Annotated in this window: 22 protein-coding genes, 1 pseudogene and 1 other annotated feature; of the genes and pseudogenes, 13 read left to right on the top strand and 10 right to left on the bottom strand. The window is 47.1% G+C overall.

From position 1 onward, the window contains the following. Positions 1-166 precede the first annotated feature (166 nt). On the top strand, positions 167-1,591 hold the full coding sequence (sbcB, locus tag I6L54_RS16335) for an exodeoxyribonuclease I (protein WP_005128063.1): 1,425 nt from the start codon (positions 167-169) through the stop codon (positions 1,589-1,591). A 39-nt stretch (positions 1,592-1,630) separates the two neighbouring features. Here sbcB and tsuB read toward each other — a convergent pair whose 3' ends face one another. From tsuB to I6L54_RS16365, 6 genes and pseudogenes are all read right to left on the bottom strand, one after another. Beyond that, positions 1,631-1,858, bottom strand: a complete 228-nt coding sequence (gene tsuB / locus I6L54_RS16340) for a thiosulfate utilization sulfurtransferase TsuB/YeeD (protein WP_005128065.1) — start codon at positions 1,856-1,858, stop codon at positions 1,631-1,633. Between the two features lie 16 nt (positions 1,859-1,874). Next, positions 1,875-2,933, bottom strand: a complete 1,059-nt coding sequence (gene tsuA / locus I6L54_RS16345; RefSeq protein WP_040231918.1) for a thiosulfate utilization transporter TsuA/YeeE — start codon at positions 2,931-2,933, stop codon at positions 1,875-1,877. A 176-nt stretch (positions 2,934-3,109) separates the two neighbouring features. Beyond that, the gene (gene plaP, locus I6L54_RS16350) at positions 3,110-4,471 is read right to left on the bottom strand and encodes a putrescine/proton symporter PlaP (protein ID WP_040231916.1); all 1,362 of its coding nucleotides are present in this window, start codon (positions 4,469-4,471) and stop codon (positions 3,110-3,112) included. Then, a complete protein-coding gene (gene yoeI / locus I6L54_RS24635; RefSeq protein ID WP_101741514.1) occupies positions 4,461-4,523 on the bottom strand; it encodes a membrane protein YoeI in 63 nt (20 codons plus the stop codon). The genes plaP and yoeI overlap by 11 nt, the downstream gene beginning before the upstream one ends. Before the next feature lie 162 nt (positions 4,524-4,685). Further along, positions 4,686-5,670: pseudogene (locus I6L54_RS16360) on the bottom strand (LysR substrate-binding domain-containing protein). 41 nt (positions 5,671-5,711) lie between these two features. Beyond that, on the bottom strand, positions 5,712-6,536 hold the full coding sequence (locus I6L54_RS16365) for an SDR family oxidoreductase (RefSeq protein WP_040231914.1): 825 nt from the start codon (positions 6,534-6,536) through the stop codon (positions 5,712-5,714). Between the two features lie 174 nt (positions 6,537-6,710). Here I6L54_RS16365 and hisL point away from each other — a divergent pair, with 174 nt between their 5' ends. The 9 genes from hisL (at position 6,711) to hisIE (ending at position 14,034) form a co-directional block, all read left to right on the top strand. After that, complete coding sequence (gene hisL, locus I6L54_RS16370; protein ID WP_101741515.1) at positions 6,711-6,758, top strand: his operon leader peptide; 48 nt, start codon at positions 6,711-6,713, stop codon at positions 6,756-6,758. Beyond that, positions 6,734-6,856, top strand: a sequence feature (His leader region). It overlaps the preceding gene by 25 nt. A 45-nt stretch (positions 6,857-6,901) precedes the next feature. Beyond that, a complete protein-coding gene (gene hisG, locus I6L54_RS16375) occupies positions 6,902-7,801 on the top strand; it encodes an ATP phosphoribosyltransferase (protein WP_005128078.1) in 900 nt (299 codons plus the stop codon). A gap of 98 nt (positions 7,802-7,899) precedes the next feature. Continuing rightward, positions 7,900-9,204 (top strand): histidinol dehydrogenase, encoded by a 1,305-nt coding sequence (hisD, locus tag I6L54_RS16380; protein ID WP_040231911.1) that lies wholly within the window; start codon positions 7,900-7,902, stop codon positions 9,202-9,204. Then, a complete protein-coding gene (gene hisC, locus I6L54_RS16385) occupies positions 9,201-10,280 on the top strand; it encodes a histidinol-phosphate transaminase (RefSeq protein WP_005128081.1) in 1,080 nt (359 codons plus the stop codon). Before hisD ends, hisC begins: the two co-directional genes overlap by 4 nt. Then, positions 10,277-11,344 (top strand): bifunctional histidinol-phosphatase/imidazoleglycerol-phosphate dehydratase HisB, encoded by a 1,068-nt coding sequence (hisB, locus tag I6L54_RS16390; protein ID WP_040231910.1) that lies wholly within the window; start codon positions 10,277-10,279, stop codon positions 11,342-11,344. The genes hisC and hisB overlap by 4 nt, the downstream gene beginning before the upstream one ends. Next, positions 11,344-11,934, top strand: a complete 591-nt coding sequence (gene hisH / locus I6L54_RS16395; protein WP_005128083.1) for an imidazole glycerol phosphate synthase subunit HisH — start codon at positions 11,344-11,346, stop codon at positions 11,932-11,934. The genes hisB and hisH overlap by 1 nt, the downstream gene beginning before the upstream one ends. Further along, the gene (gene hisA, locus I6L54_RS16400; protein WP_005128084.1) at positions 11,934-12,671 is read left to right on the top strand and encodes a 1-(5-phosphoribosyl)-5-[(5-phosphoribosylamino)methylideneamino]imidazole-4-carboxamide isomerase; all 738 of its coding nucleotides are present in this window, start codon (positions 11,934-11,936) and stop codon (positions 12,669-12,671) included. The genes hisH and hisA overlap by 1 nt, the downstream gene beginning before the upstream one ends. Then, positions 12,653-13,429 (top strand): imidazole glycerol phosphate synthase subunit HisF, encoded by a 777-nt coding sequence (hisF, locus tag I6L54_RS16405; protein WP_040231909.1) that lies wholly within the window; start codon positions 12,653-12,655, stop codon positions 13,427-13,429. Before hisA ends, hisF begins: the two co-directional genes overlap by 19 nt. Further along, a complete protein-coding gene (gene hisIE, locus I6L54_RS16410) occupies positions 13,423-14,034 on the top strand; it encodes a bifunctional phosphoribosyl-AMP cyclohydrolase/phosphoribosyl-ATP diphosphatase HisIE (RefSeq protein WP_040231906.1) in 612 nt (203 codons plus the stop codon). The genes hisF and hisIE overlap by 7 nt, the downstream gene beginning before the upstream one ends. Positions 14,035-14,080: 46 nt before the next feature. Here the strand turns inward: hisIE and ugd are convergent, their stop codons facing one another. Further along, positions 14,081-15,247, bottom strand: a complete 1,167-nt coding sequence (gene ugd, locus I6L54_RS16415) for a UDP-glucose 6-dehydrogenase (RefSeq protein ID WP_040231905.1) — start codon at positions 15,245-15,247, stop codon at positions 14,081-14,083. Positions 15,248-15,482: 235 nt separating this feature from the next. Next, positions 15,483-16,889, bottom strand: coding sequence for an NADP-dependent phosphogluconate dehydrogenase (gene gndA, locus I6L54_RS16420; protein WP_040231903.1), 1,407 nt, complete (start codon positions 16,887-16,889; stop codon positions 15,483-15,485). 245 nt (positions 16,890-17,134) lie between these two features. Between gndA and I6L54_RS16425 the strand changes: the two genes are divergently transcribed. The 3 genes from I6L54_RS16425 to I6L54_RS16435 all read left to right on the top strand — a co-directional run bounded on the left by I6L54_RS16425 (position 17,135) and on the right by I6L54_RS16435 (position 19,915). Beyond that, positions 17,135-18,586: a UbiA family prenyltransferase gene (locus I6L54_RS16425; RefSeq protein ID WP_052463760.1), complete on the top strand. Its 1,452-nt coding sequence runs from the start codon at positions 17,135-17,137 to the stop codon at positions 18,584-18,586. Between the two features lie 13 nt (positions 18,587-18,599). After that, positions 18,600-18,974 carry an SMR family transporter gene (locus I6L54_RS16430; protein ID WP_040231902.1) on the top strand — a complete coding sequence of 125 codons (375 nt, stop codon included), beginning with the start codon at positions 18,600-18,602 and terminating at the stop codon, positions 18,972-18,974. Between the two features lie 551 nt (positions 18,975-19,525). Continuing rightward, complete coding sequence (locus I6L54_RS16435) at positions 19,526-19,915, top strand: NAD-dependent epimerase/dehydratase family protein (protein WP_052463759.1); 390 nt, start codon at positions 19,526-19,528, stop codon at positions 19,913-19,915. Between the two features lie 70 nt (positions 19,916-19,985). On the opposite strand, the gene I6L54_RS16440 is transcribed toward I6L54_RS16435, so the two are convergent. Both I6L54_RS16440 and I6L54_RS16445 read right to left on the bottom strand, forming a co-directional pair. Next, positions 19,986-21,941: a DUF7024 domain-containing protein gene (locus I6L54_RS16440; protein ID WP_040231900.1), complete on the bottom strand. Its 1,956-nt coding sequence runs from the start codon at positions 21,939-21,941 to the stop codon at positions 19,986-19,988. A gap of 39 nt (positions 21,942-21,980) precedes the next feature. Further along, positions 21,981-23,114, bottom strand: a complete 1,134-nt coding sequence (locus I6L54_RS16445) for a glycosyltransferase family 4 protein (RefSeq protein ID WP_040231899.1) — start codon at positions 23,112-23,114, stop codon at positions 21,981-21,983. Positions 23,115-23,118 lie beyond the last annotated feature (4 nt).

Consider the following 23,118-nt stretch of genomic DNA (forward strand, 5'->3'; position numbering starts at 1 on the left):
GAAATATCTTTAAAACCCCAAACCTATTAATTCGTTTTATTTTAATCATGTTTACCGCAATTTTATTGCGGCCACCGCCGAGCATTGATAATCCCGTTGCTGATTACCGCGCTATTTTTTGGTATTCTTAGATAAGCGCTAAATTGATCCCGGACATAACTGAACAATGAATGACGGCAAGCAGCAACCTGGTTTTCTCTTCCACGATTACGAGACCTTTGGTACCCATCCGGCACTGGACAGACCCGCACAGTTTGCGGCCATCCGCACAGATAGCGATTTCAATATCATTGGCGATCCCGAAGTCTTTTACTGCAAGCCCGCCGACGACTATCTGCCACAACCAGAAGCGGTACTGATAACCGGTATTACGCCGCAAGAAGCACGTGATAAGGGTGAGAATGAAGCCGCTTTTGCTGCCCGCATCCATGCGCTGTTTACCGTGCCGAAAACGTGTATCCTCGGCTATAACAATGTGCGCTTCGATGATGAAGTGACACGTAATATCCTGTATCGCAATTTTTATGATCCCTACGCCTGGAGCTGGCAGAACGACAATTCTCGCTGGGATTTGCTGGATGTGATGCGCGCCTGCTATGCGCTACGACCGGAAGGGATCAACTGGCCAGAAAACGATGACGGTCTACCCAGCTTCCGCCTTGAGCATCTGACCCGCGCCAACGGCATTGAGCATGCTAATGCCCACGACGCGATGGCAGACGTGTATGCCACCATTGCCATGGCGCAACTCGTAAAGTCACGTCAGCCGCGTCTGTTTGACTATCTCTACAGTCACCGCAATAAACACAAGCTGGCTGCGTTGATTGATGTCCCGCAAATGAAGCCCTTAGTGCATGTATCTGGGATGTTCGGTGCATGGCGAGGTAACACCAGTTGGGTTGCCCCGCTCGCCTGGCATCCGGATAATCGTAATGCGGTTATTATGGTCGACTTAGCCGGTGATATTTCTCCCTTGCTTGAACTGGATAGCGATACCCTGCGCGCACGTCTTTACACCGCCAAAGCCGATCTGGGAGATAACGCCGCGGTGCCGGTTAAACTGGTGCATATCAACAAATGTCCGGTTCTGGCACAGGCTAATACGCTACGCCCGGAAGATGCCGATCGTCTCGGAATTAACCGCCAGCATTGCCTGGATAATCTTAAAGTCCTGCGTGAAAACCCGCAGGTGCGCGATAAAGTGGTAGCTATTTTTGCTGAAGCAGAACCCTTTGCGCCATCGGATAACGTAGATGCGCAGTTATACAACGGTTTTTTCAGCGATGCCGACCGCGCCGCAATGAAGATCGTTCTGGAAACCGAACCTCGCAATTTACCCGCACTGGACATCACTTTTGTCGACAAGCGCATTGAAAAACTGTTGTTTAATTATCGCGCGCGCAATTTCCCCGGGACACTGGATGAGGGAGAGCAGCAACGCTGGCTGGATCATCGTCGTCAGGTATTCACACCGGAGTTTTTGCAAAATTACGCGAATGAATTGCAGATATTGAGTCAGCAATACGCTGACAACAAAGAGAAGCTGATGCTACTGAAATCACTCTGGCAGTATGCGCAAGAGATAGTCTGAAGATGAAATGCCCTCCGCCAGACGGCGGAGGGCTCCTCTTTACGCCTTCTGCACCGTAATGCTCCAGGCGGCGTCACCCACCTGTTGATAATCAGTAATCACGTGCCCCTCTTCGGCGGCCCATTGCGGGATTGCCTCAGTGGCCTGGGTACAGTCAAACTCGATCACCAGCTCATCACCACTTGCCATTTCTGCCAGTGCCGCTTTTGCTTCAATCAGTGGAAACGGACAAACCTGCGTGACCACATCCAGTTTTTTAGTTGCCATCATCCAATCCTTACGCTTAATTTGCCGCAGCAGCGGTTAGTTTTGCCTTACGCTGCGGTCTGATATACACAATCCATGACGCGGTCCAGACGCCGAAAATCATAAAGACCAGGCCAACCCATCCCTGCCAGGTCATCATCGCCGTCATAACCAGACCGTTGCCAATCGAACAACCACCCGCGATGCTGGCACCAAAGCCCATTAACAGACCGCCAAAAGCGCTACGCAGCGTGGTGGGTGCGTCGGCTGCGCGCACGCGAAATTCGCGACTGGCTTTCGCTGCAATAAATGAGCCGAGAAAAATGCCCAGCACCAGGAACACTCCCCAGTTAATAAACTTACTGTCGCCTGCGACAAGAAATTGCAAAATATTGGCGGTTGGTGACGTGATACCCAGGCCAAACATTCGTCCGGTTGCTTCACTCAACGGCCATGCTAACAGCGCAATCAGCCCAATCAGAACCGCAGTAACAAATGGATGCCAGCGTTTCTCAAACAGAATATGCGCAAGGCCGGTACGACGAGGCGGTAGCGTAGCGACTTTCAATTTTGGTTTTCTCAGCTCTTTCGCCACCACCCATACTGTAACCGCCAGCAGAATAGCGATCAGTGGCCATACGGACAGGTTCAACGTGTCTGCAATGGAATTATGCTCAGTACTGTAGTTTTTCAGCGCCTGATTCAGCCCGCTCGCATGCGTAGAGCGCATCACCGCACTCATCACCATGTAGGTAAACAACGCAATCCAGCTACCAATAAGCCCTTCTCCTGCACGGTACCAGGTTCCGGTAGCACACCCGCCCGCATAAACAATTCCGATGCCAAAGACATAACCACCAACAACAGTTCCCAGCCATGGGAAGGTGCCGGCATCATAGCTGAGTAAACCCGCCTGGATCAGCGCAAAGACACCCACGCTTTGCACAGAGATGGCTATCAGTAGCGCATAAAACATACGATTGTTTTTCGCAATATACATATCGCGAAAACCGCCCGTCAGACAAAATCGTCCACGTTGCATGACAAAGCCAAGCAGCGCGCCACAGATGAGCCCGCTTAAGATCATTGAAAACATAAATTAATTAGCCAGAAGTATATTAGTCAGGAAATTATTCATGACTAACTGGTTCAGAACCAATAACCAAATTCTCTAATTTAGAACTAACGGTTATTAATATTGGCTGGAAATAAAGCAGCGGAATAAAAAAACCGGAGAACATGTCTCCGGTTTTTCGATGTCAGATTAAGCTATTACGCAATATCTTCATCGTACTGAGGTACCGGGTTGCGGAAACTCTTGGTCACACAAGCCAGGTAGATCAGACCAATACCAGCCCAGATCAGCCCCAGAACCATAGAGCTCTCTTCCAGGTTTACCCATAACGCACCCACGGTCAGCGCACCACACATCGGCAGGAACAGATACTGGAAGTGGTCTTTCAGCGTCTTGTTACGCTTCTCACGGATCCAGAACTGGGAGATTACCGACAGGTTAACGAAGGTAAACGCCACCAGCGCACCAAAGTTAATCAGCGCCGTCGCCATCACCAGGTCGAAGTTGATTGCCAGCAGGGCAATCGCGCCAACCAGGATGATGTTCATGGACGGAGTACGCCATTTCGGGTGTACATAACCGAAGAAACTTTTCGGGAATACACCGTCACGCCCCATCACGTACATCAGACGCGCTACGCCTGCATGCGCCGCCATCCCGGATGCCAATACGGTAATGGTGGAGAAAATCAGCGCGCCGACCTGGAAGAACTTACCGGCTACGTACAGCATGATTTCAGGCTGTGAAGCATCCGGGTCCTTGAAGCGAGAGATATCCGGGAAGTACAGCTGCAACAGATAGGTAGAGACAATAAAGATCAGGCCACCAATCAGCGCAGTCAGGAAAATTGCACGCGGGATCACGCGCTCAGCATCCTTGGTCTCTTCAGAGAGGTTGCTGATACCGTCGAAACCAGTGAACGAGAAGCACAGGATAGTGGCACCCGTGATCATTGGAATCACGTGTGCGTCACCTGACCAGAACGGACGGCTGCTCACCAGCGTACCCGCACCTTCCCCTTCGAACACGCCATAAACGACCATGCCGAGGATCACCGCAATCAACACGACCTGCAACAGCACGATCACGGTGTTGAAGTTCGCGACAGATTTGAGGCTGCGCAGGTTAAAAGCAGTCATAAAGGCCACCAGTGCTACCACGAAAATCCATGACGGTATCGACGGCACCAGGGCTTCAAAATAGATTTTCGCCAACAGAATGTTGATCATCGGTGCGAACAGGTAGTCCAGCAGTGATGACCAACCCACCATAAAGCCAACGGTCGGGCTTATGGATTTCTGGGCGTAAGTGTAGGCAGAGCCTGCAGACGGATAGCGACGCACCAGTTTACCGTAACTCAGTGCGGTAAAAAGGATGGCGATCAGTGCAAAGGCGTAAGCTGTCGGGACGTGACCATCGGTCATTCCTGATACGATACCGAATGTATCGAACAGCGTCATCGGCTGCATATAGGCAAGGCCCATCATGACAACCGGAACCAGCGTAAGCGTTTTACGTAATTCCACGCGAGAGGTGTTTGGAGTAGCGTTATGCGACATGGTTATCCTCCATTACGGCGGAAACCGTCGCGTAAGCAAAAAATTGCCCCATTTTTTGTTAATCCTCAGCGACAACAACTGTCGATTTTTAAGTAAGTATCTATCCGGTACGAAGCCCGGCCTCTTTTATGAATGATTGGTTTGATGCAAAAAAATAACCGACGCGTATTAAAACGTCGGTTAATGTCATTTTTTGCAAGCGGCGTATTTTGCACTAAATTAGGGCGAAATGACAAGAGAATGAGAGCCTTGTCAAAAAATATTTTTTCCTAACCGATTGAATTATCGACAACCGTTTTTACATAGACACCCGCGATAGCACTATTTGCTAAAATTTCATCCCGCCACCATACACTGGCTAATCCCGCGGTCTGCTCGTTCCAGCCAATCCACACGGGTTCAAACAGAATCTGCGCGACAACTTTCTTCTCAATCAGGGCCCCGCTGTCCAGAAATCGTTGTGCCAGATAGCGCGGAATATAACCACACCCCAAACCACTTATCTGCAGTTCCAGTTTGGTTTTGAAGTCAAAAACGGTGATGGCTTCCTGATCGTCAAGTAGTTGAGAAGCCGATACGTTCGCGGGATGCGCATTATCGCCGACCACAATGGCGCGAAAACGTTTGATCGTTCTACGACTCAACGGTTCCGGTTCCTGCGCCAATGGATGATGGGGGGCAACAACAAAAGCTTGTTCAAGCACACCCAGACGCGCAAAACCAAAGTCACTCGCTGTGGGTGGGTCACGCATGGCACCCACAATGATATCGGCCCGGCCCTGAATCAGAGCATCCCATGAGCCGCCCAGCACGCCGTTGATAAATTTAAGACGCGTCACGCTGTGGTGTTGATAGAAAGATTCGATGAGCGGGGCAAGAAGAGAAAAGGGAAAGGTATCGTCTACGCCGATAACCAGTTCATTCTCCCATCCTTCATGCAGTTTGATGGCCTGCTTTTCGAGTTCGCGCACGGTATGTAATACCTCGCGTCCCTTTTCCAGTAGCATCTGTCCGGTACGGGTAAATTTGGCCCGGTGTCCACTGCGATCCAACAACTGAATATTGAGATCGCTTTCCAGTTTGTGAACGGTATAACTCAGCGCTGACGGCGTCTTAAACAATTTTGCGGACGCCGCCGCGAAACTCCCCTCTTTCTCTAACGCATCAAGAATGATCAGAACATCCAGCAGTGGTTTCATACTCGCCCCCTGGCGGTATACAGCGACACTCTGCTGATCTGTCACTCCATCGGCATCACCAGCGGATCGGGATACTGGTACTCAAACCCAAGCTCATTGCAAATTCGGTTGCCATCAATGACTTTACCTTTACCGTTATCCACTCCGTCCCGGAAATCCGGTGGTTCCATCCCCAACAGGCGAGCCATCTGAGGGTAGAACACATTGCGCGCCGGATGCATAGGCGCACATATATTATAGATGTGTCCCCCTTTAGGCGCTTGTAGCAGCAACGTGATAGCAGAAACCACATCATCCAGATGCACCAGATTGACGCCATGCTGTCCATCAGGTGCTGTTTTACCCGCAAAAAAACGACCTGGATGTCTGCCCGGTCCCACAAGGCCTGCCAGGCGCAGAATATCCACCGACGTTCCCGGCAGATTGTGCAGCCAATCTTCGAGTTCTTTCAGGACACGACCACTTGCCGTGACCGGATTGCGTGGTGTGCCCTCTTTCACGGTCCCCTGCACATCACCATAAACCGAGGTAGAACTGGTAAAAATAATCCGTGGAATACGATACGCCAGCGCACTGTCGACCAGTTCCTGCATTGCCTGCAAATAAAACGTCTCGCCCGGGCCACTCCGGCGTGCAGGCAGGGTGATGACCAACGCATCCGCATCCATTAGCGCATCGAGATCGTCAGGTTCACAGACCAGTTCAGGCTCCAGGCGCAGCGAGTAGCTTTCAATACCGCTCATTCGGGCCGCTTCCACCCCATCCAATGTGGTTTTACTGCCGGTAACCTGCCAGCCCCTGGCCGCCAGAGACATGGCTAACGGCATGCCTAACCAACCTAATCCGACAATTGCGACCTTTTTCATGCCTTTTCTCCTGACTTTTGGCCTATAACCCAAGGCTACGCCAGCCCACGGTGGCTGACAATTCATAGTATCAATATGAAATGAATTAATGATCAAAAAAAGCCCTTGCTTTCCGTGGCTAAAGTGGTTTAGGTTAAAAGACATTAAATGAATAAGCATTCATCGAGAAAATTTATGACACGCGCTCAATTTAATCACCATCATCACCATCATCCTGACTAGTCTTTCAGGCGATGTGTGCTGGGAGACATTTAAATCTTCCAGCGGTGCATGAGCGTATGAGAAAGCCCCCGGAAGATTTCTTCCGGGGGCTTTTTTTTGTGCGTGACCCAAACCGATTCAGACAGGATAACGAGGAATAAAGAATGTTAGACAACACCCGCTTACGCATAGCTATGCAGAAATCAGGCCGTTTAAGCGATGACTCACGCGAATTGCTGGCCCGCTGTGGCATTAAAATTAATCTTCACACCCAGCGCCTGATTGCGATGGCAGAAAATATGCCTATCGATATTCTTCGCGTACGCGATGACGATATCCCGGGGCTGGTCATGGATGGCGTCGTTGATCTCGGCATCATCGGTGAAAACGTGCTGGAAGAAGAACTGCTCAACCGCCGGGCACAGGGTGAAGATCCTCGTTACTTTACGTTACGTCGTCTGGACTTCGGCGGCTGTCGTCTTTCGCTGGCGACCCCGGTAGACGAAGCCTGGGACGGTCCGTCTGCACTGAACGGCAAACGTATCGCCACCTCTTATCCGCATCTGCTCAAACGCTATCTCGACCAGAAAGGGGTTTCGTTCAAATCCTGTTTGTTAAACGGGTCTGTCGAAGTTGCTCCCCGTGCGGGACTTGCAGATGCAATCTGCGATCTGGTCTCTACCGGTGCAACGCTTGAAGCCAACGGCCTGCGTGAAGTGGAAGTCATTTACCGCTCCAAAGCCTGCCTGATTCAGCGTGACGGAGAAATGGCCGATGCCAAGCAACAACTGATCGATAAGCTGCTGACCCGTATTCAGGGGGTTATTCAGGCGCGCGAATCTAAATACATCATGATGCACGCGCCAAGTGAACGTCTGGACGACGTTATCGCCTTGCTGCCAGGCGCTGAACGCCCAACGATTTTGCCACTGGCCGGCGATCAGCAGCGCGTGGCAATGCACATGGTTAGCAGCGAAACCCTGTTCTGGGAAACGATGGAAAAACTGAAAGCGCTTGGCGCCAGCTCCATCCTGGTGCTGCCCATTGAGAAGATGATGGAGTAATTCCACTTATGCTGCCCGGTGGCGCTTCGCTAGCCGGGCCTACAAGACCCGTAGGCCGGATAAACAACGAGCCATCCGGCAAAAAAAGGAAGACGATTATGAGCTTTAATACCATTATCGACTGGAATAGCTGTACTGAAGAGCAGCAAAGTGAATTACTGATGCGCCCGGCAATCTCGGCGTCAGATAGCATCACCCGTACCGTGAGCGAAATTCTGTATAACGTAAAGTCGCGCGGTGACGCAGCGCTACGTGAATACAGCGCAAAGTTTGATAAAACTAACGTGAGTGCGCTGAAAGTCAGCGCTGAAGAGATTGCCGCCGCCGGCGCACGTCTTGGCAATGACCTGAAACAGGCCATGGCAGTCGCCGTGAAAAACATCGAAACGTTTCATAACGCGCAACAACTGCCGGTAGTCGATATTGAGACGCAGCCCGGTGTACGCTGCCAGCAAGTTACCCGCCCGGTAAATTCTGTTGGACTGTACATTCCCGGGGGCTCCGCGCCGCTCTTCTCAACAGTGTTAATGCTCGCCACCCCGGCCCGCATTGCAGGCTGTAAAAAAGTGGTGTTGTGCTCTCCCCCACCTATCGCCGATGAAATTCTGTATGCTGCGCAGCTCTGCGGCGTACAGGATGTGTTTAACGTTGGGGGCGCACAAGCTATTGCCGCGCTGGCATTTGGCAGTGAATCCGTGCCGAAAGTGGACAAAATTTTTGGCCCCGGTAATGCCTTTGTGACCGAAGCCAAACGTCAGGTGAGTCAGCGTCTGGACGGCGCCGCCATCGATATGCCAGCAGGTCCGTCTGAAGTGCTGGTGATTGCCGACAGCGGCTCCACGCCGGATTTCGTTGCCTCTGACTTACTCTCGCAGGCCGAACACGGCCCCGATTCCCAAGTGATCCTGCTGACGCCGGATGCAGGTATGGCCAGCCGGGTTGCTGAAGCAGTAGAACGCCAGCTTGCAGCGCTGCCACGCGCTGAAACCGCGCGGCAGGCGTTAAGCGCCAGTCGTCTGATTGTCACCCGCTCCCTTGCGCAATGCGTAGCAATTTCTAATGCGTACGGTCCGGAGCACCTGATCATTCAGACCCGCAATGCTCGCGAACTTGTCGATGACATCACCAGTGCGGGCTCTATCTTTCTCGGTGACTGGTCACCGGAATCTGCCGGTGACTATGCCTCCGGGACTAACCACGTGCTGCCTACCTACGGCTATACCGCAACCTGCTCAAGTCTTGGACTGGCCGATTTCCAGAAGCGGATGACCGTACAGGAATTATCGCCGCAAGGTTTCTCTGCCCTGGCCGCAACCATCGAAACGCTGGCCGCAGCAGAACGACTGACAGCCCACAAAAATGCCGTTACCCTGCGCGTTAACGCCCTGAAGGAGCAAGCATGAGCACTGACAACATTCTCAGCGTTACTGATTTAGCCCGTAAAAATGTCCGTGAGCTAACACCGTATCAGTCTGCTCGTCGTCTGGGCGGAAATGGCGACGTCTGGCTCAATGCCAATGAGTTCCCTACCGCCGTTGAATTCCAGCTAACTCAGCAAACACTGAACCGTTATCCGGAGTGTCAGCCGAAGGCAGTGATCGAGAACTACGCACAGTATGCAGGCGTTAAGCCGGCGCAGGTACTGGTCAGCCGCGGTGCTGATGAAGGTATCGAGTTGCTGGTACGTGCTTTTTGCGAGCCGGGTAAAGATGCGATTCTCTACTGCCCGCCGACCTATGGCATGTATAGCGTCAGTGCGGAAACCATTGGCGTTGAATGCCGTACAGTACCGACACTTGCCGACTGGCAACTGGATTTACAGGGCATAGCTGACAAGCTTGATGGCGTGAAAGTGGTTTACGTTTGCAGCCCCAATAACCCGACGGGCCAGTTAATTAACCCGCAGGATCTGCGTTCACTGCTCGACATGACGCAGGGTAAAGCCATCGTGGTTGCCGATGAAGCGTATATCGAGTTTTGCCCGCAGGCCACACTGGCGGGCTGGCTATCGGAATACCCAAATCTGGTGGTACTGCGCACCCTGTCTAAGGCGTTTGCCCTTGCCGGTTTGCGCTGCGGATTTACGCTAGCTAATGAAGACGTCATCAACCTGTTGTTGAAAGTGATCGCTCCTTACCCGCTCTCTACACCGGTGGCAGATATCGCCGCTCAGGCACTAACGCCGCAAGGCATTTCCGCCATGCGCGAGCGCGTGGCGCAGATTCTGCAAGAGCGTCAGTACCTGGTTGATAGCCTGAAAACCATCCGCTGCGTAGAACAGGTTTTCGACTCTGAAACCAACTATGTTCTGGCGCGCTTCACAGCATCAAGCAGCGTATTTAAATCTTTGTGGGATCAGGGCATTATCTTACGAGACCAGAACAAACAACCTTCATTGAGCGGCTGCCTGCGTATTACTGTCGGAACCCGCGAAGAGAGCCAGCGCGTCATTGACGCCTTACGTGCGGAGCAAGTATGAGCCAGAAGTATCTTTTTATTGACCGTGACGGAACCCTGATTTCCGAGCCGCCCAGTGACTTTCAGGTTGATCGCTTCGACAAGCTTGCCTTTGAGCCGGAGGTTGTCCCGGTCTTGCTAAAACTACAAAAGGCAGGCTTTAAGCTGGTGATGATCACCAACCAGGATGGACTGGGAACACAGAGCTTCCCGCAGGCGGATTTTGACGGTCCACACAACCTGATGATGCAAGTTTTCACCTCGCAGGGGGTCATATTTGATGAAGTACTGATCTGTCCGCACCTGCCGGCAGACGAGTGTGACTGTCGTAAACCCAAAGTGAAGCTGGTCGAGCAATACCTGATTGAACAGGCGCTGGATACCGAGAACAGCTACGTGATCGGCGATCGCGCAACCGACATTCAACTGGCGGAAAACATGGGTATCGCCGGGTTACGCTATCACCGCGACACGCTTAACTGGGCAATGATCGGTGAGCAGCTAACCAAACGGGATCGTTACGCGCACGTTGAGCGTAATACCAAAGAAACACAGATTGACGTTAAAGTCTGGCTGGACCGTGAAGGCCGCAGCAAAATTAATACCGGCGTCGGCTTCTTTGACCACATGCTGGATCAAATCTCGACCCACGGCGGTTTTCGTATGGAGATAGCCGTCAAAGGCGATCTGTATATTGACGATCACCACACCGTTGAGGATACCGGGCTGGCACTGGGTGAAGCCTTAAAACTGGCGTTGGGCGATAAACGAGGCATCAACCGTTTTGGTTTTGTGCTGCCGATGGATGAGTGCATGGCACGCTGCGCCCTGGATATCTCCGGGCGCCCACACCTGGAGTACCGGGCTGAGTTTACCTACCAGCGCGTCGGCGATCTGAGTACGGAGATGATCGAACACTTCTTCCGTTCGCTCTCTTACACCATGGGCGTCACGTTACACCTTAAAACCAAAGGTAAAAATGACCACCACCGCGTGGAAAGTCTGTTCAAAGCCTTTGGCCGCACGCTGCGCCAGGCTATTCGCGTAGAAGGCGACACGCTTCCTTCTTCAAAAGGGGTGCTGTGATGAACGTGGTGATCCTCGACACCGGCTGTGCCAACCTGAACTCGGTGAAATCCGCCGTCGCACGCCACGGCTACGATCCGGTAGTTAGCCGCGATGCGGATGTTGTGCTGCGCGCCGATAAACTGTTTCTGCCGGGCGTCGGTACCGCCCAGGCGGCAATGGATCAGCTACACGAGCGTGAGCTGATTGAACTGATCAAAGCATGCACACAGCCTGTACTGGGGATTTGCTTAGGTATGCAGCTGCTTGGTCGACGCAGTGAAGAAAGTAACGGTGTCTCCCTGCTGGGGATTATTGATCAAGACGTACCCAAAATGACCGATTTTGGTCTGCCGTTGCCGCATATGGGCTGGAACCGTGTCTATCCACAGGCCGGAAACCGCCTTTTCCAGGGCATTGAGGATGGGGCGTATTTCTATTTTGTACACAGCTACGCCATGCCGGTGAACCCATGGACTATTGCGCAATGCAATTACGGTGAGCCCTTCACCGCAGCGGTACAAAAAGATAATTTCTTTGGCGTGCAGTTCCACCCGGAGCGTTCAGGTGCTGCTGGCGCGAAGTTGCTGAAAAACTTTCTGGAGATGTAATGATTATTCCGGCATTAGATTTAATCGACGGCACGGTTGTGCGTCTTCATCAGGGCGATTACGCAACGCAGCGTGATTACGGTAACGATCCCCTGCCCCGTTTACAAAGCTATGCCGCACAAGGCGCAAAGGTGTTGCACCTTGTGGATCTGACCGGGGCAAAAGATCCGCAGAAACGGCAAATACCGCTGATTAAAACACTGGTGGCTGGCGTAAACGTACCGGTGCAGGTAGGGGGGGGCGTACGTACCGAAGCAGATGTTGAGGCGCTGCTTAACGCTGGCGTCGCGCGCGTAGTGGTGGGTTCGACGGCGGTAAAATCTCCCGAAGTCGTCAGGAACTGGTTTGCCCGTTTTGGTGCCGACGCGCTGGTTCTGGCGCTGGATGTACGGATTGACGAGCACGGGAATAAACAGGTTGCGGTCAGCGGCTGGCAGGAAGATTCCGGGGTTTCACTGGAAGAACTGGTTGAGGCCTATTTACCCGTCGGTCTGAAGCACGTGCTGTGCACCGATATCTCCCGCGACGGCACGCTGGCTGGCTCAAACGTTGCACTGTACGAAGAAGTGTGTGCGAAATACCCCCAGGTGGCATTTCAGTCATCCGGCGGGATTGGTGGGATTGAAGATGTCGCCGCCCTGCGCGGAACCGGCGTTGGCGGCGTCATTGTGGGTCGTGCTTTGCTGGAAGGTAAATTCACCGTTGAGGAGGCCATCCAATGCTGGCAAAACGCATAATCCCTTGCCTTGATGTTCGTGACGGGCAGGTTGTCAAAGGTGTTCAATTCCGCAATCACGAGATTATTGGCGATATCGTCCCGCTGGCGAAACGCTATGCCGATGAAGGCGCAGATGAGCTGGTTTTTTACGATATCACCGCATCGAGCGATGGTCGTGTGGTAGACAAAAGCTGGGTATCACGCGTGGCAGAAGTGATCGACATTCCGTTCTGTGTCGCCGGTGGGATTAAATCACCAGAGGATGCCGCAAAGATATTGTCTTTCGGCGCAGATAAAATTTCTATCAACTCCCCGGCTCTGGCTGACCCAACGTTGATCACCCGCCTGGCGGATCGCTTTGGCGTGCAGTGCATCGTGGTGGGTATCGACACCTGGCATGATGCACAAACCGGGAAGTATCACGTCAATCAGTACACCGGAGATGAAAACCGTACGCGCGTTACACAGTGGGAAACGATCGACTGGGTAACAGAGGTGCAAAAACTGGGCGCCGGTGAAATCGTTCTTAATATGATGAACCAGGACGGCGTGCGTAACGGCTACGATCTTGAGCAATTGAAAAAAGTGCGCGAAGTTTGCCACGTTCCGCTGATCGCCTCAGGCGGTGCCGGAACGATGGAGCACTTTCTCGAAGCCTTCAGGGATGCGGATGTCGATGGCGCGCTTGCCGCCTCGGTCTTCCACAAGCAAATTATCAATATTGGCGAATTAAAAGCGTACCTGGCAACACAGGGCGTGGAGATCAGGATATGTTAACCAAGCAACAATGCCGCGAGCTGGACTGGGAAAAAACCGATGGGATGATGCCGGTCATCGTGCAGCATGCGGTTTCCGGTGAAGTACTGATGCTCGGGTATATGAACCCGGAAGCGCTGGATAAAACGATCGAAAGCGGGAAAGTGACCTTTTTCTCGCGTACTAAACAGCGCCTGTGGACCAAAGGAGAAACATCCGGTCACTTCCTGAACGTCGTGAGCATTGCACCTGACTGCGACAACGACACTCTGCTGGTGCTGGTTAACCCTATTGGGCCAACCTGTCACAAAGGCACCAGCAGCTGTTTTGGTGAGTCCAGCCACCAATGGCTGTTCCTGTATCAACTGGAGCAATTGCTGGCTGAGCGCAAAACGGCAGATCCCGCCAGCTCCTATACCGCAAAATTGTACGCCAGCGGTACGAAGCGGATTGCCCAGAAAGTTGGAGAAGAAGGTGTTGAGACAGCATTGGCCGCGACCGTGCATGACCGTTTCGAGTTGACCAATGAGGCATCGGATCTGATGTATCACCTGCTGGTTCTGCTGCAGGACCAGGATCTCGATCTGACGACGGTGATTGAGAATTTACGCAAGCGCCATCAGTAATAGACTGATACCGGCATGATGCCGGTATCATTATTTCGCCGAGCGTTTAATCGTTACCGAATAAATCGCGGGTATACACTTTATCAGCGACATCCTGCAGTTCTTCTGCCATGCGGTTAGAGATAATCACATCGGCCTCACGTTTAAATTTAGCCAGATCACGCTCAACCCGTGAATGGAAGAAACTCTCTTCTGCTATTACCGGTTCATAAATTATGACCGGGATACCTTTCGCTTTAATGCGTTTCATGATGCCCTGAATAGACGATGCCCTGAAATTATCCGAGCCGCTTTTCATAATCAGGCGATAGATACCGACAACTTTGGGTTTACGCGAAAGAATAGCATCAGCAATAAAATCTTTTCGTGTGCGGTTAGCATCAACGATGGCTGAAATAATATTATTAGGTACAGATTGATAGTTGGCGAGTAATTGCTTCGTGTCTTTTGGCAGACAATATCCACCATAACCGAATGAAGGGTTGTTGTAATGGTTACCAATACGCGGGTCCAGACAAACCCCTTCGATGATCTGTCGTGCATTAAGCCCCAGACTTTCTGCATAGCTATCAAGTTCGTTAAAATAGGCAACACGCATTGCCAGATAGGTATTTGCAAAAAGCTTAATGGCTTCAGCTTCAGTAGAATCAGTGAACAGCACCGGGATATCCTGCTTTATTGCCCCTTCCTGTAACAAGGCAGCAAAACGTTCAGCACGAGCAGACCGTTCACCGATGACAATTCGTGATGGGTATAAGTTATCATACAGTGCCTTTCCTTCGCGCAGGAACTCAGGAGAAAAGATAATATTATCCGAGTTAAACTTCTGTCGCATAGTCTGCGTAAAACCAACAGGCACCGTTGATTTAATCACCATGAGCGCATCAGGATTTATTGCAATCACATCTCTGATAACTGATTCAACGCTGGAGGTATCAAAATAATTTGTTTTCGGGTCGTAATCTGTCGGCGTTGCAATAATAACAAAATCTGCATTCTGGTAGGCGTCGTACTTGTCCAGCGTGGCTTTGAAATTTATATCGCTTGATTGTAGATACTGTTCAATTTCTTTATCGACTATCGGAGATATCCGATTATTTAGCATCTCGACACGTGAAGGGACAATGTCCAGAGCAATGACCTGATGATGTTGGGCGATAAGAAGACCATTTGACAGGCCAACATATCCGGTACCAGAAATGGTAATTTTCATTTCATGCTCTCAGTATTAACTTAATATTTAATCATGATGTCGTACATCCTGATAAGAGAATAATGTTTTAACGTTTTGTCGAATATTGTGTCAACGAAGGTTAAAACAATTCAGATTTTCTTGATCAGGGTACGCCAGAAATATTAAGTAAAGATTAAGCAATCAACGTAAATCAATCAGATTTAAGATAAAAAAAAGCCCGGTTAGAGAACCGGGCCAGTGACTATCAGAAGACTTATTCCATCCATTCGGTATGGAAAACACCTTCTTTATCAGTACGTTTGTAGGTATGCGCACCGAAGTAATCACGCTGGGCCTGAATCAGGTTAGCGGGCAATACTTCTGCACGATAGCTGTCGTAATAAGCAACAGCAGCAGAGAATGTCGGTACCGGGATACCATTCTGCACGGCATACGCTACGACATCACGCAGTGCCTGTTGATATTCATCGGCAATGTTCTTGAAGTACGGGTCGAGCAGCAGGTTCGCGATGCCAGGATTTTTAGCGTAGGCATCGGTGATTTTCTGCAGGAATTGCGCGCGAATAATACAGCCCGCACGGAAGATTTTTGCAATCTCGCCGTAATTCAGATCCCAGTTATGCTCGTCGGAGGCAGCACGCAGCTGTGAGAAGCCCTGAGCATAAGAAACGATCTTACCGAGGTACAGTGCACGACGTACTTTCTCAATAAATTCTGCCTTATCACCCGCAAGCTGAGCTTTAGGTCCAGACAGGACTTTAGAGGCAGCGACACGCTGATCTTTCAGCGAAGAGATGTAACGCGCAAACACAGATTCAGTGATCAGAGACAGCGGTTCACCAAGATCCAGAGAGCTTTGGCTGGTCCATTTACCGGTACCTTTGTTCGCCGCTTCATCCAGAATGAAATCCACCAAATATTTACCATCTTCATCTTTTTTGGTGAAGATATCTTTGGTGATGTCGATCAGATAGCTGCTCAGCTCACCGTTATTCCACTCGGTAAAGGTGCTGGCCAGTTCTTCGTTGCTCAGGTTCAGACCCCCTTTCAACAATGAATAGGCTTCGGCAATCAGCTGCATGTCACCGTATTCAATGCCGTTGTGCACCATCTTCACGTAGTGGCCTGCACCGTCGGCACCAATATACGTCACACACGGCTCACCATCTTCAGCAACCGCTGCGATTTTAGTCAGGATTGGCGCTACCAGTTCATAAGCTTCTTTCTGGCCACCCGGCATGATGGATGGGCCTTTCAGCGCACCTTCTTCACCACCAGAGACGCCGGTTCCGATGAAGTTAAAACCTTCAGCGGAGAGCTCACGGTTACGACGGATAGTGTCCTGGAAGAACGTATTACCGCCATCAATGATGATGTCACCTTTATCCAGATAAGGTTTCAGGGAGTCGATAGCAGCATCAGTGCCAGCACCCGCTTTCACCATTAACAGGATACGACGAGGTGTTTCAAGGGATTCAACAAACTCTTTTACCGTATAGTAAGGAACCAGTTTTTTCCCCGGATTCTCGGCGATAACCTCTTCCGTTTTTTCACGTGAGCGGTTGAAAACGGACACGGTGTAACCACGGCTTTCGATGTTGAGCGCCAGGTTGCGCCCCATCACAGCCATACCAACGACGCCGATTTGTTGCTTAGACATTATGTACTCCTGTCAGGTGATCTAACGAGCAGATGCGTTACTCGCATAATTTCTAACATACTATCGCAAAACCCTGCATCGAAGCCATAACCTGATCTCAACAAGCACTGTTGGGTAAACTCTGGCTCAGGGACTATCTTTTTCTTTAAAATATAACTAAGTTTGTATAAAATAATCAGTTAATAATGTTTTCGATACTTCTCGATTGAGAATCGATGTAGATTCTGCTTAGCCAAGGAATGTAAATGTCCACCAAGCCATTTGATGCTATCGACATAAATGTGCCTCTTGTTGTTGATTTAGACGGCACTCTGTCTAAAACTGACACACTGCATGAAGGCATTGTGTCAATATTATTCAAAAAACCAATTAAAATAATTGGCTTAACTAAAGCCTTATTTGATGGAAAAACATCTTTTAAACGTCTCGTTACAGAAACTGTAACGCAAAATGCAGACTCATTCTGTTACAGACATAATCTAATAGATTATTTAAAAACAGAAAAACGCAAAGGAAGAGAAATCCATCTTGTTACAGCCTCTAACCAAAAAATTGCAGACTCTATAAATGAGTATCTGGGGATCTTTGATGGTGTAAAAGGCTCAGATAACCAATTGAATTTGAAAGGAGTCAATAAATTAGCATGGTTAAAAGATAGATTCCCGCAGGGTTTTATTTATGCAGGTGACCATAAAGCTGATATTATAATCTGGAACGAGTCTAAAGGTGTTATTCTTGTAGGAAATGGGAATAAATTTAAGAAAGATATAAAAAGTGAAATCCCATGCCTTGCTTTTGAAGATGCCAAGATGAGTATTTTCAAACAATGGATAAAACAGCTGAGATTACATCAGTGGGCTAAAAACATATTGATTTTTATCCCAATTTTTCTCGCACATATCGCAAATGATGCGAACGTTATTGCAAAAACTATATTGGCATTTGTCGCATTCGGCTTAATTGCCTCCGCAACCTATATTATTAACGATCTAGCAGACCTTGAAGCCGATCGTAGACATAAGACAAAAAGAAACAGACCTCTTGCATCTGGAAATATTTCCACATTTCAAGGAATCCTTGGTGCGTTGATACTATTCTTAATCGGCGGTATAATATCAATAAATTTATCAAAAGGTTTAACATACTGTATTTTAATTTATGTGATATTAACGCTTTGCTACTCATTCAAACTAAAAAGAGTTCCAATGTTAGATGTTTCAATCATCGGCGCTCTTTTTACATTAAGAATAATCATGGGGTCGGTTTTGAATGATCTTCCCCTATCTCCATGGCTGAATTCATTCTCAGCCTTGCTATTTTTCTCACTGGCTCTGGCAAAACGGCATGTTGAGATTCTCAAATCTGATCAAACAATAACTAACAAAATTGGTGGTCGTGGTTATACTCATCAAGACTGGCCATTAACTTTAGCCTTTGGTATAAGTAGCGCGATCTGTTCAATTTTAATCATGCTGCTCTTCCTGACTCAGGAAGCAATGGTGCAGATAAATTACAGTGCTCCTGAATGGCTACTGCTTGAACCAGTATGCGTATTTCTTTGGGTAATGAGAATATGGTTTCTTAGCCATAGGAAGGTACTATCAGACGATCCGGTAATTTTTGCTATAAAAGACAAGATAAGTATTTGTTTAGGTTTTATAGCTACCGCTGGTTTTATGATAGCAAGTTATCTATAAGTCGTGGTGAAAAATGAGTTTGATCGTTCTATTACTAGCGTTAACAAGCGTATCTCTAAATGCCCTTGCACAGGTTGCAATGCGGAAAACAATGCTCACATTAGCACCGTTTCCAGATGCTATTTCTGGCTATTTTGGATTTGCAATTCAATTAATCCTGAACCCTTGGTTTATTGCTGGCATGTCGTGCTATGTACTTAGTATTGGCTTATGGATGACTGTACTGGGAAAAGTAGAGGTAAGCCTGGCTTATCCACTGTCATCAGTTGGTTTTATTATCACTGCTGCAATTGGCTATTTTTTCCTGAAGGAAGACATAAACACAATGAGACTCATTGGTTTATCTCTTATCTGCATCGGAATTGTCTTTATCTCTAGGAGTGCATAATGCACTATGTTATTACTGGTAGCCGTAGGATTACAGGAAGTAGTTAATTTAACGTGCATAGCAAAGATCAAAAAATTGTCAATGCCAATGCCCATAAGTAATCAAAAACAGCGCTTGGCCAAAACATAAATTTTGTGCACTGTGCTGTAAAAGATAGTGATACATTCGAAATTGGCCTGAGAGAGGATGATGTGGTTTACCATCTTGCGGGCATAAAGTTTGTTGGTGCGCTCCCAAAATTATCGCATGAGGAATGGTTTAGTGAAGTGAACGTATTGAGGACAGAGCTGCAGTAGATGGCATTATAAATACAGGCTGCCATAAGTTGGTATTATTTTAGACTGATATGACTTACGGTATCCTGTACCACCTAATCTCCCCCAAAATCCTCTTGACCCAATGGTAACAGCAAAATATTAGCCGGGAAAATCATCCGTGGTGAACACTCTATTGATGCGACTATATTTCGCCCTCGCTTAATCACTGATCCGGGTCGTTTAGGTATACTGGGTAAATTATTTAAACTCATTCAACATGGAATACCCGTCCCAATGATTGGTAACGGAAATAATCGTTATCAAATGGTGAGTGTCGAGGATTGCGCTCTAGCAGCAGAACTCGCCGTTGATAAAAATTGTCCAAACATGAATTTTAACTTAGGCTCTGCAACGCCACCAACTACAAAAGAGTTACTCAATGGTGTGATTAAACATGCAAAATCTAAGTCTATACTATTGCCTATCCCTGCCACGCTATTGAAACCAGTTTTAGCTACAATGGACAAGATAGGATTAACCCTACTGTACCCCGAGCAGTTTGGTATAGCTGATAAAGATGTTTTACTTGACACAACGCTTACATATGAAACTCTTGGGTGGTCGCCAACAAAGTCTGATATCGTGGCAATGAGTGAAGCATACGATTCATTCATAAGAAAGTAAGCATAAAAAAAGGATAGGATCTGCTAGATCCTATCCTCTAATGATTTGTCAGAATTATATTTAACTAACTTTACTGCCAATAAAACTGAATCAATCCCAGCCCAATTTTCCTTTTATCAGAACTGACACCTAATTCTGCTGGAGACGTTGGTTTCGAAACATTGACAGTGATAGCTGTATTTTGTTTTTCGTCAATGGAGTCAAATTTTGCATAAAATACATTTCCCTTACCTTCAACTGGCTCCATTACATGTGACTCATTATTTATAGTTAAAACAATAGGCTCACCTGCATTAGGCCCGAAGGGAAAAAGCTCTGCATAGAAAGTAGTTTCTTTATTTAACTTAAGATCTAAATTTAATTTAACATTACTTCCTTCACTCCAACGCCCCCAACCTTCTTCATGACTTAGACCGGAGAGTCCAATCACAAAATTGGGAAGACCATTTTTTCTGAAGTCGATGACATTAGATGCTTCTTGAATATATTTAACACCTTTGTACGCTGGAGCAAAATCGTCGCAATACATCGCCCCTGTAATATAGCGCCATCCGTATTTGGGTGCAGATGCTTTATCAATATTAATAGGCTGATGAGTCCTTAAATCTTTATATCCCGCTTTACAACTATCACTAAGCGCATGCTCATTTTTATCCCTAAATATTATTTTGGTGACTATACCATCTTGGTTTTCATAAGCATAAGAGCCTTGCCCTTTTCCGGACCACATATTATAAGGAAATGTTCTCAATATAAATATCTGAGGTTCTGGGTTATACATTTCAGGATATTTTTCTAGCAGATATGCTGTCCACGGTTTATGAGCCAAATAATTCGCATCCGTTTCATATCCATTGCTAAATATTATATACATGAACGCTAATAGTATAATTATTACTTTCTTGTATATTGTATTCAAAATTACAGAAGAGTAAGCGCAAGACCATGCAATAATAGGTGCAACAGAATACAAGGCATATCGTTGAAAGACATTCTGCCCTGAGTTCATATTGTTATTTGCTAACAGTGGTATACAAATTACAACTGAAAATAAAAGGCTAAACAAGAAATCTCTAATAATAATTTTATCAAATCGAAAACATAGGAAAATAACAAAAATCACTAACCATGGGGCTCCAACCCATAGACCCTGATCTAAGTCAAAGTAGTATGAAATTAAATGTCCAAAGTTAATATTTGAAATACTGCTGGCCTGGCTTCCTATCAAACTAAACTGGTTAAACTTTATGTAGTAAAATATAATTGAACTTATAGAAATAAGTCCACAAATCCATATTTGCCACTTCCTTAATAAATCAAATATAACCGAAACTATGTTTTTATGACTTACCAAGGTAAGATAAATGGGTATAACGATGAACAACAGTGATAATGATACAACTTGAATTGACGCTAATGATATAAAAAATGCAGAGGTTAACGGTTTGCATTTCATTAAAAAATAAAATGCAAGAAACAACAGCGAATATATCATTACTTCTGGATGCGACCATTTAAGATAGAATATGACTCCACCAGATAAGAAAAGTAATTGCGCGACGGGATTACTTTTTTCATTATTCATCAAAACGAATAAAGTGCATATTAGAAGTATTACATTCGTTAATTGAAAGGATTTAAGAGGATTAACATCTAATATTGATATTGCTTTTTCAGTAACAGCAGTCAATAGTGGATAGAACCAAAAGTGGTATCCATAGTATTCATTAGTTTTAGATTTATATATACCTACAGCACCCGCATTATTTTCACTATTTTCTAACCCTGTTCTAATTTTTTCAAAGTACTCTGGAATATACCCTTCTGACTCGAAACTCTTAATATCATTTAGCCTGTCTGTAACCTCATTCGCAGTAATATTTGGTGATAGATTATTTAAAAATGCTTTTGTTATGAGTGAATACTCATGTCCATCGCCAAGTTGTACTGGCTTACTTGTTAATCCGATAACAAGTAGAACAATAGACAATCCAATAAACAATAGAGAACTAAACCTATTGACCATTATTCAACCTTAGAAATTTAAAATATTTTATGAGAATAGTTATGAATGATTTTTTTTATCAACGGTATACAGCTCTCTATAGACAGCGCTATAGTCAGTTAGCATTTTTTCCGATGTAAATACATCTTTAAATCTGGCATATGCATTTGAGCCATATCGTTCAGCTAATTCAGGGCTTGAGTATAGTTCTTGCATTACCTGCCTTAATCTCACGGGGTCGTTAGGTGGAATAACAAAGCCAGAATAGCCATCAAGATTAATAAAGCTTGTACCTGTACCTATTTCACATGAGATTAGCGGCTTTCCATACATAGCACCTTCAAGTAAAGTAATCCCAAAGGCTTCCGATCTAAGATGTGAAGGAAAAACAATAGCAGTACATAGCTTTAGTAGTGCAGCCTTGTCTTCATCGGGTAATGAGCCAACAAAATGCACATTAGTAAGATTAAGTTCTTCTGCTTTAGCTTTTATATCACTTTCGATCCCTCCGCCACCAACAATAACTACGGGTAACGAAGTAGTGTGTGCTGCTTCCAGAAGAGTGTGTAACCCTTTATAGTAACGAAATGCACCAATGAACAGGAAAAATCCCCCGTCAAACCTGTCTTGCCAAAATTTGAGTTTTTCGTTACTAATACCTGGATAAGATTTCTCATTTAAACCATAAGGTATGACTTTTACCTTGGATTCAAACTTCTGCAATACAATACTAGTTTTTACATAGTTTGGCGAAGCAGCAACAATACAATCAACTGATTTGAGAAAATGGTTCATTAGTGGCGAATATAGCCGAGAAAAAAACTTCTGCTTAACAATATCAGAATGATAACTGACAATTGTTGGTTTATTGATTCGACATAAAAAATGCAGCATATCCATAAAGGGAAATGGATAATGGTAATGGATGATGTCTGCTTGCTTTGCTAATTCTTTAAATTTTTTAATGCAAGATAGAGAGAATGGTGTTGAGGCTATTTCAAAATTAGTTTTTGCGTAGAAGACACGCTGCTTACCAATTTTTTGATTATCAATATCCCCGCGTTTACTTAGAGAAAGTACGGTTGATTCAACATCATATTCAGCTCCAGACTCACTTAGCTGGTAGATAACTTGCTCGATGCCACCAAAAGTATCTGGATAGTATGTCTTATAAAAATGCAGTACTTTCAACATTAAT

Origin of the sequence: Citrobacter pasteurii, from assembly GCF_019047765.1 — a bacterium.
GTDB classification, from domain to species: domain Bacteria; phylum Pseudomonadota; class Gammaproteobacteria; order Enterobacterales; family Enterobacteriaceae; genus Citrobacter; species Citrobacter pasteurii.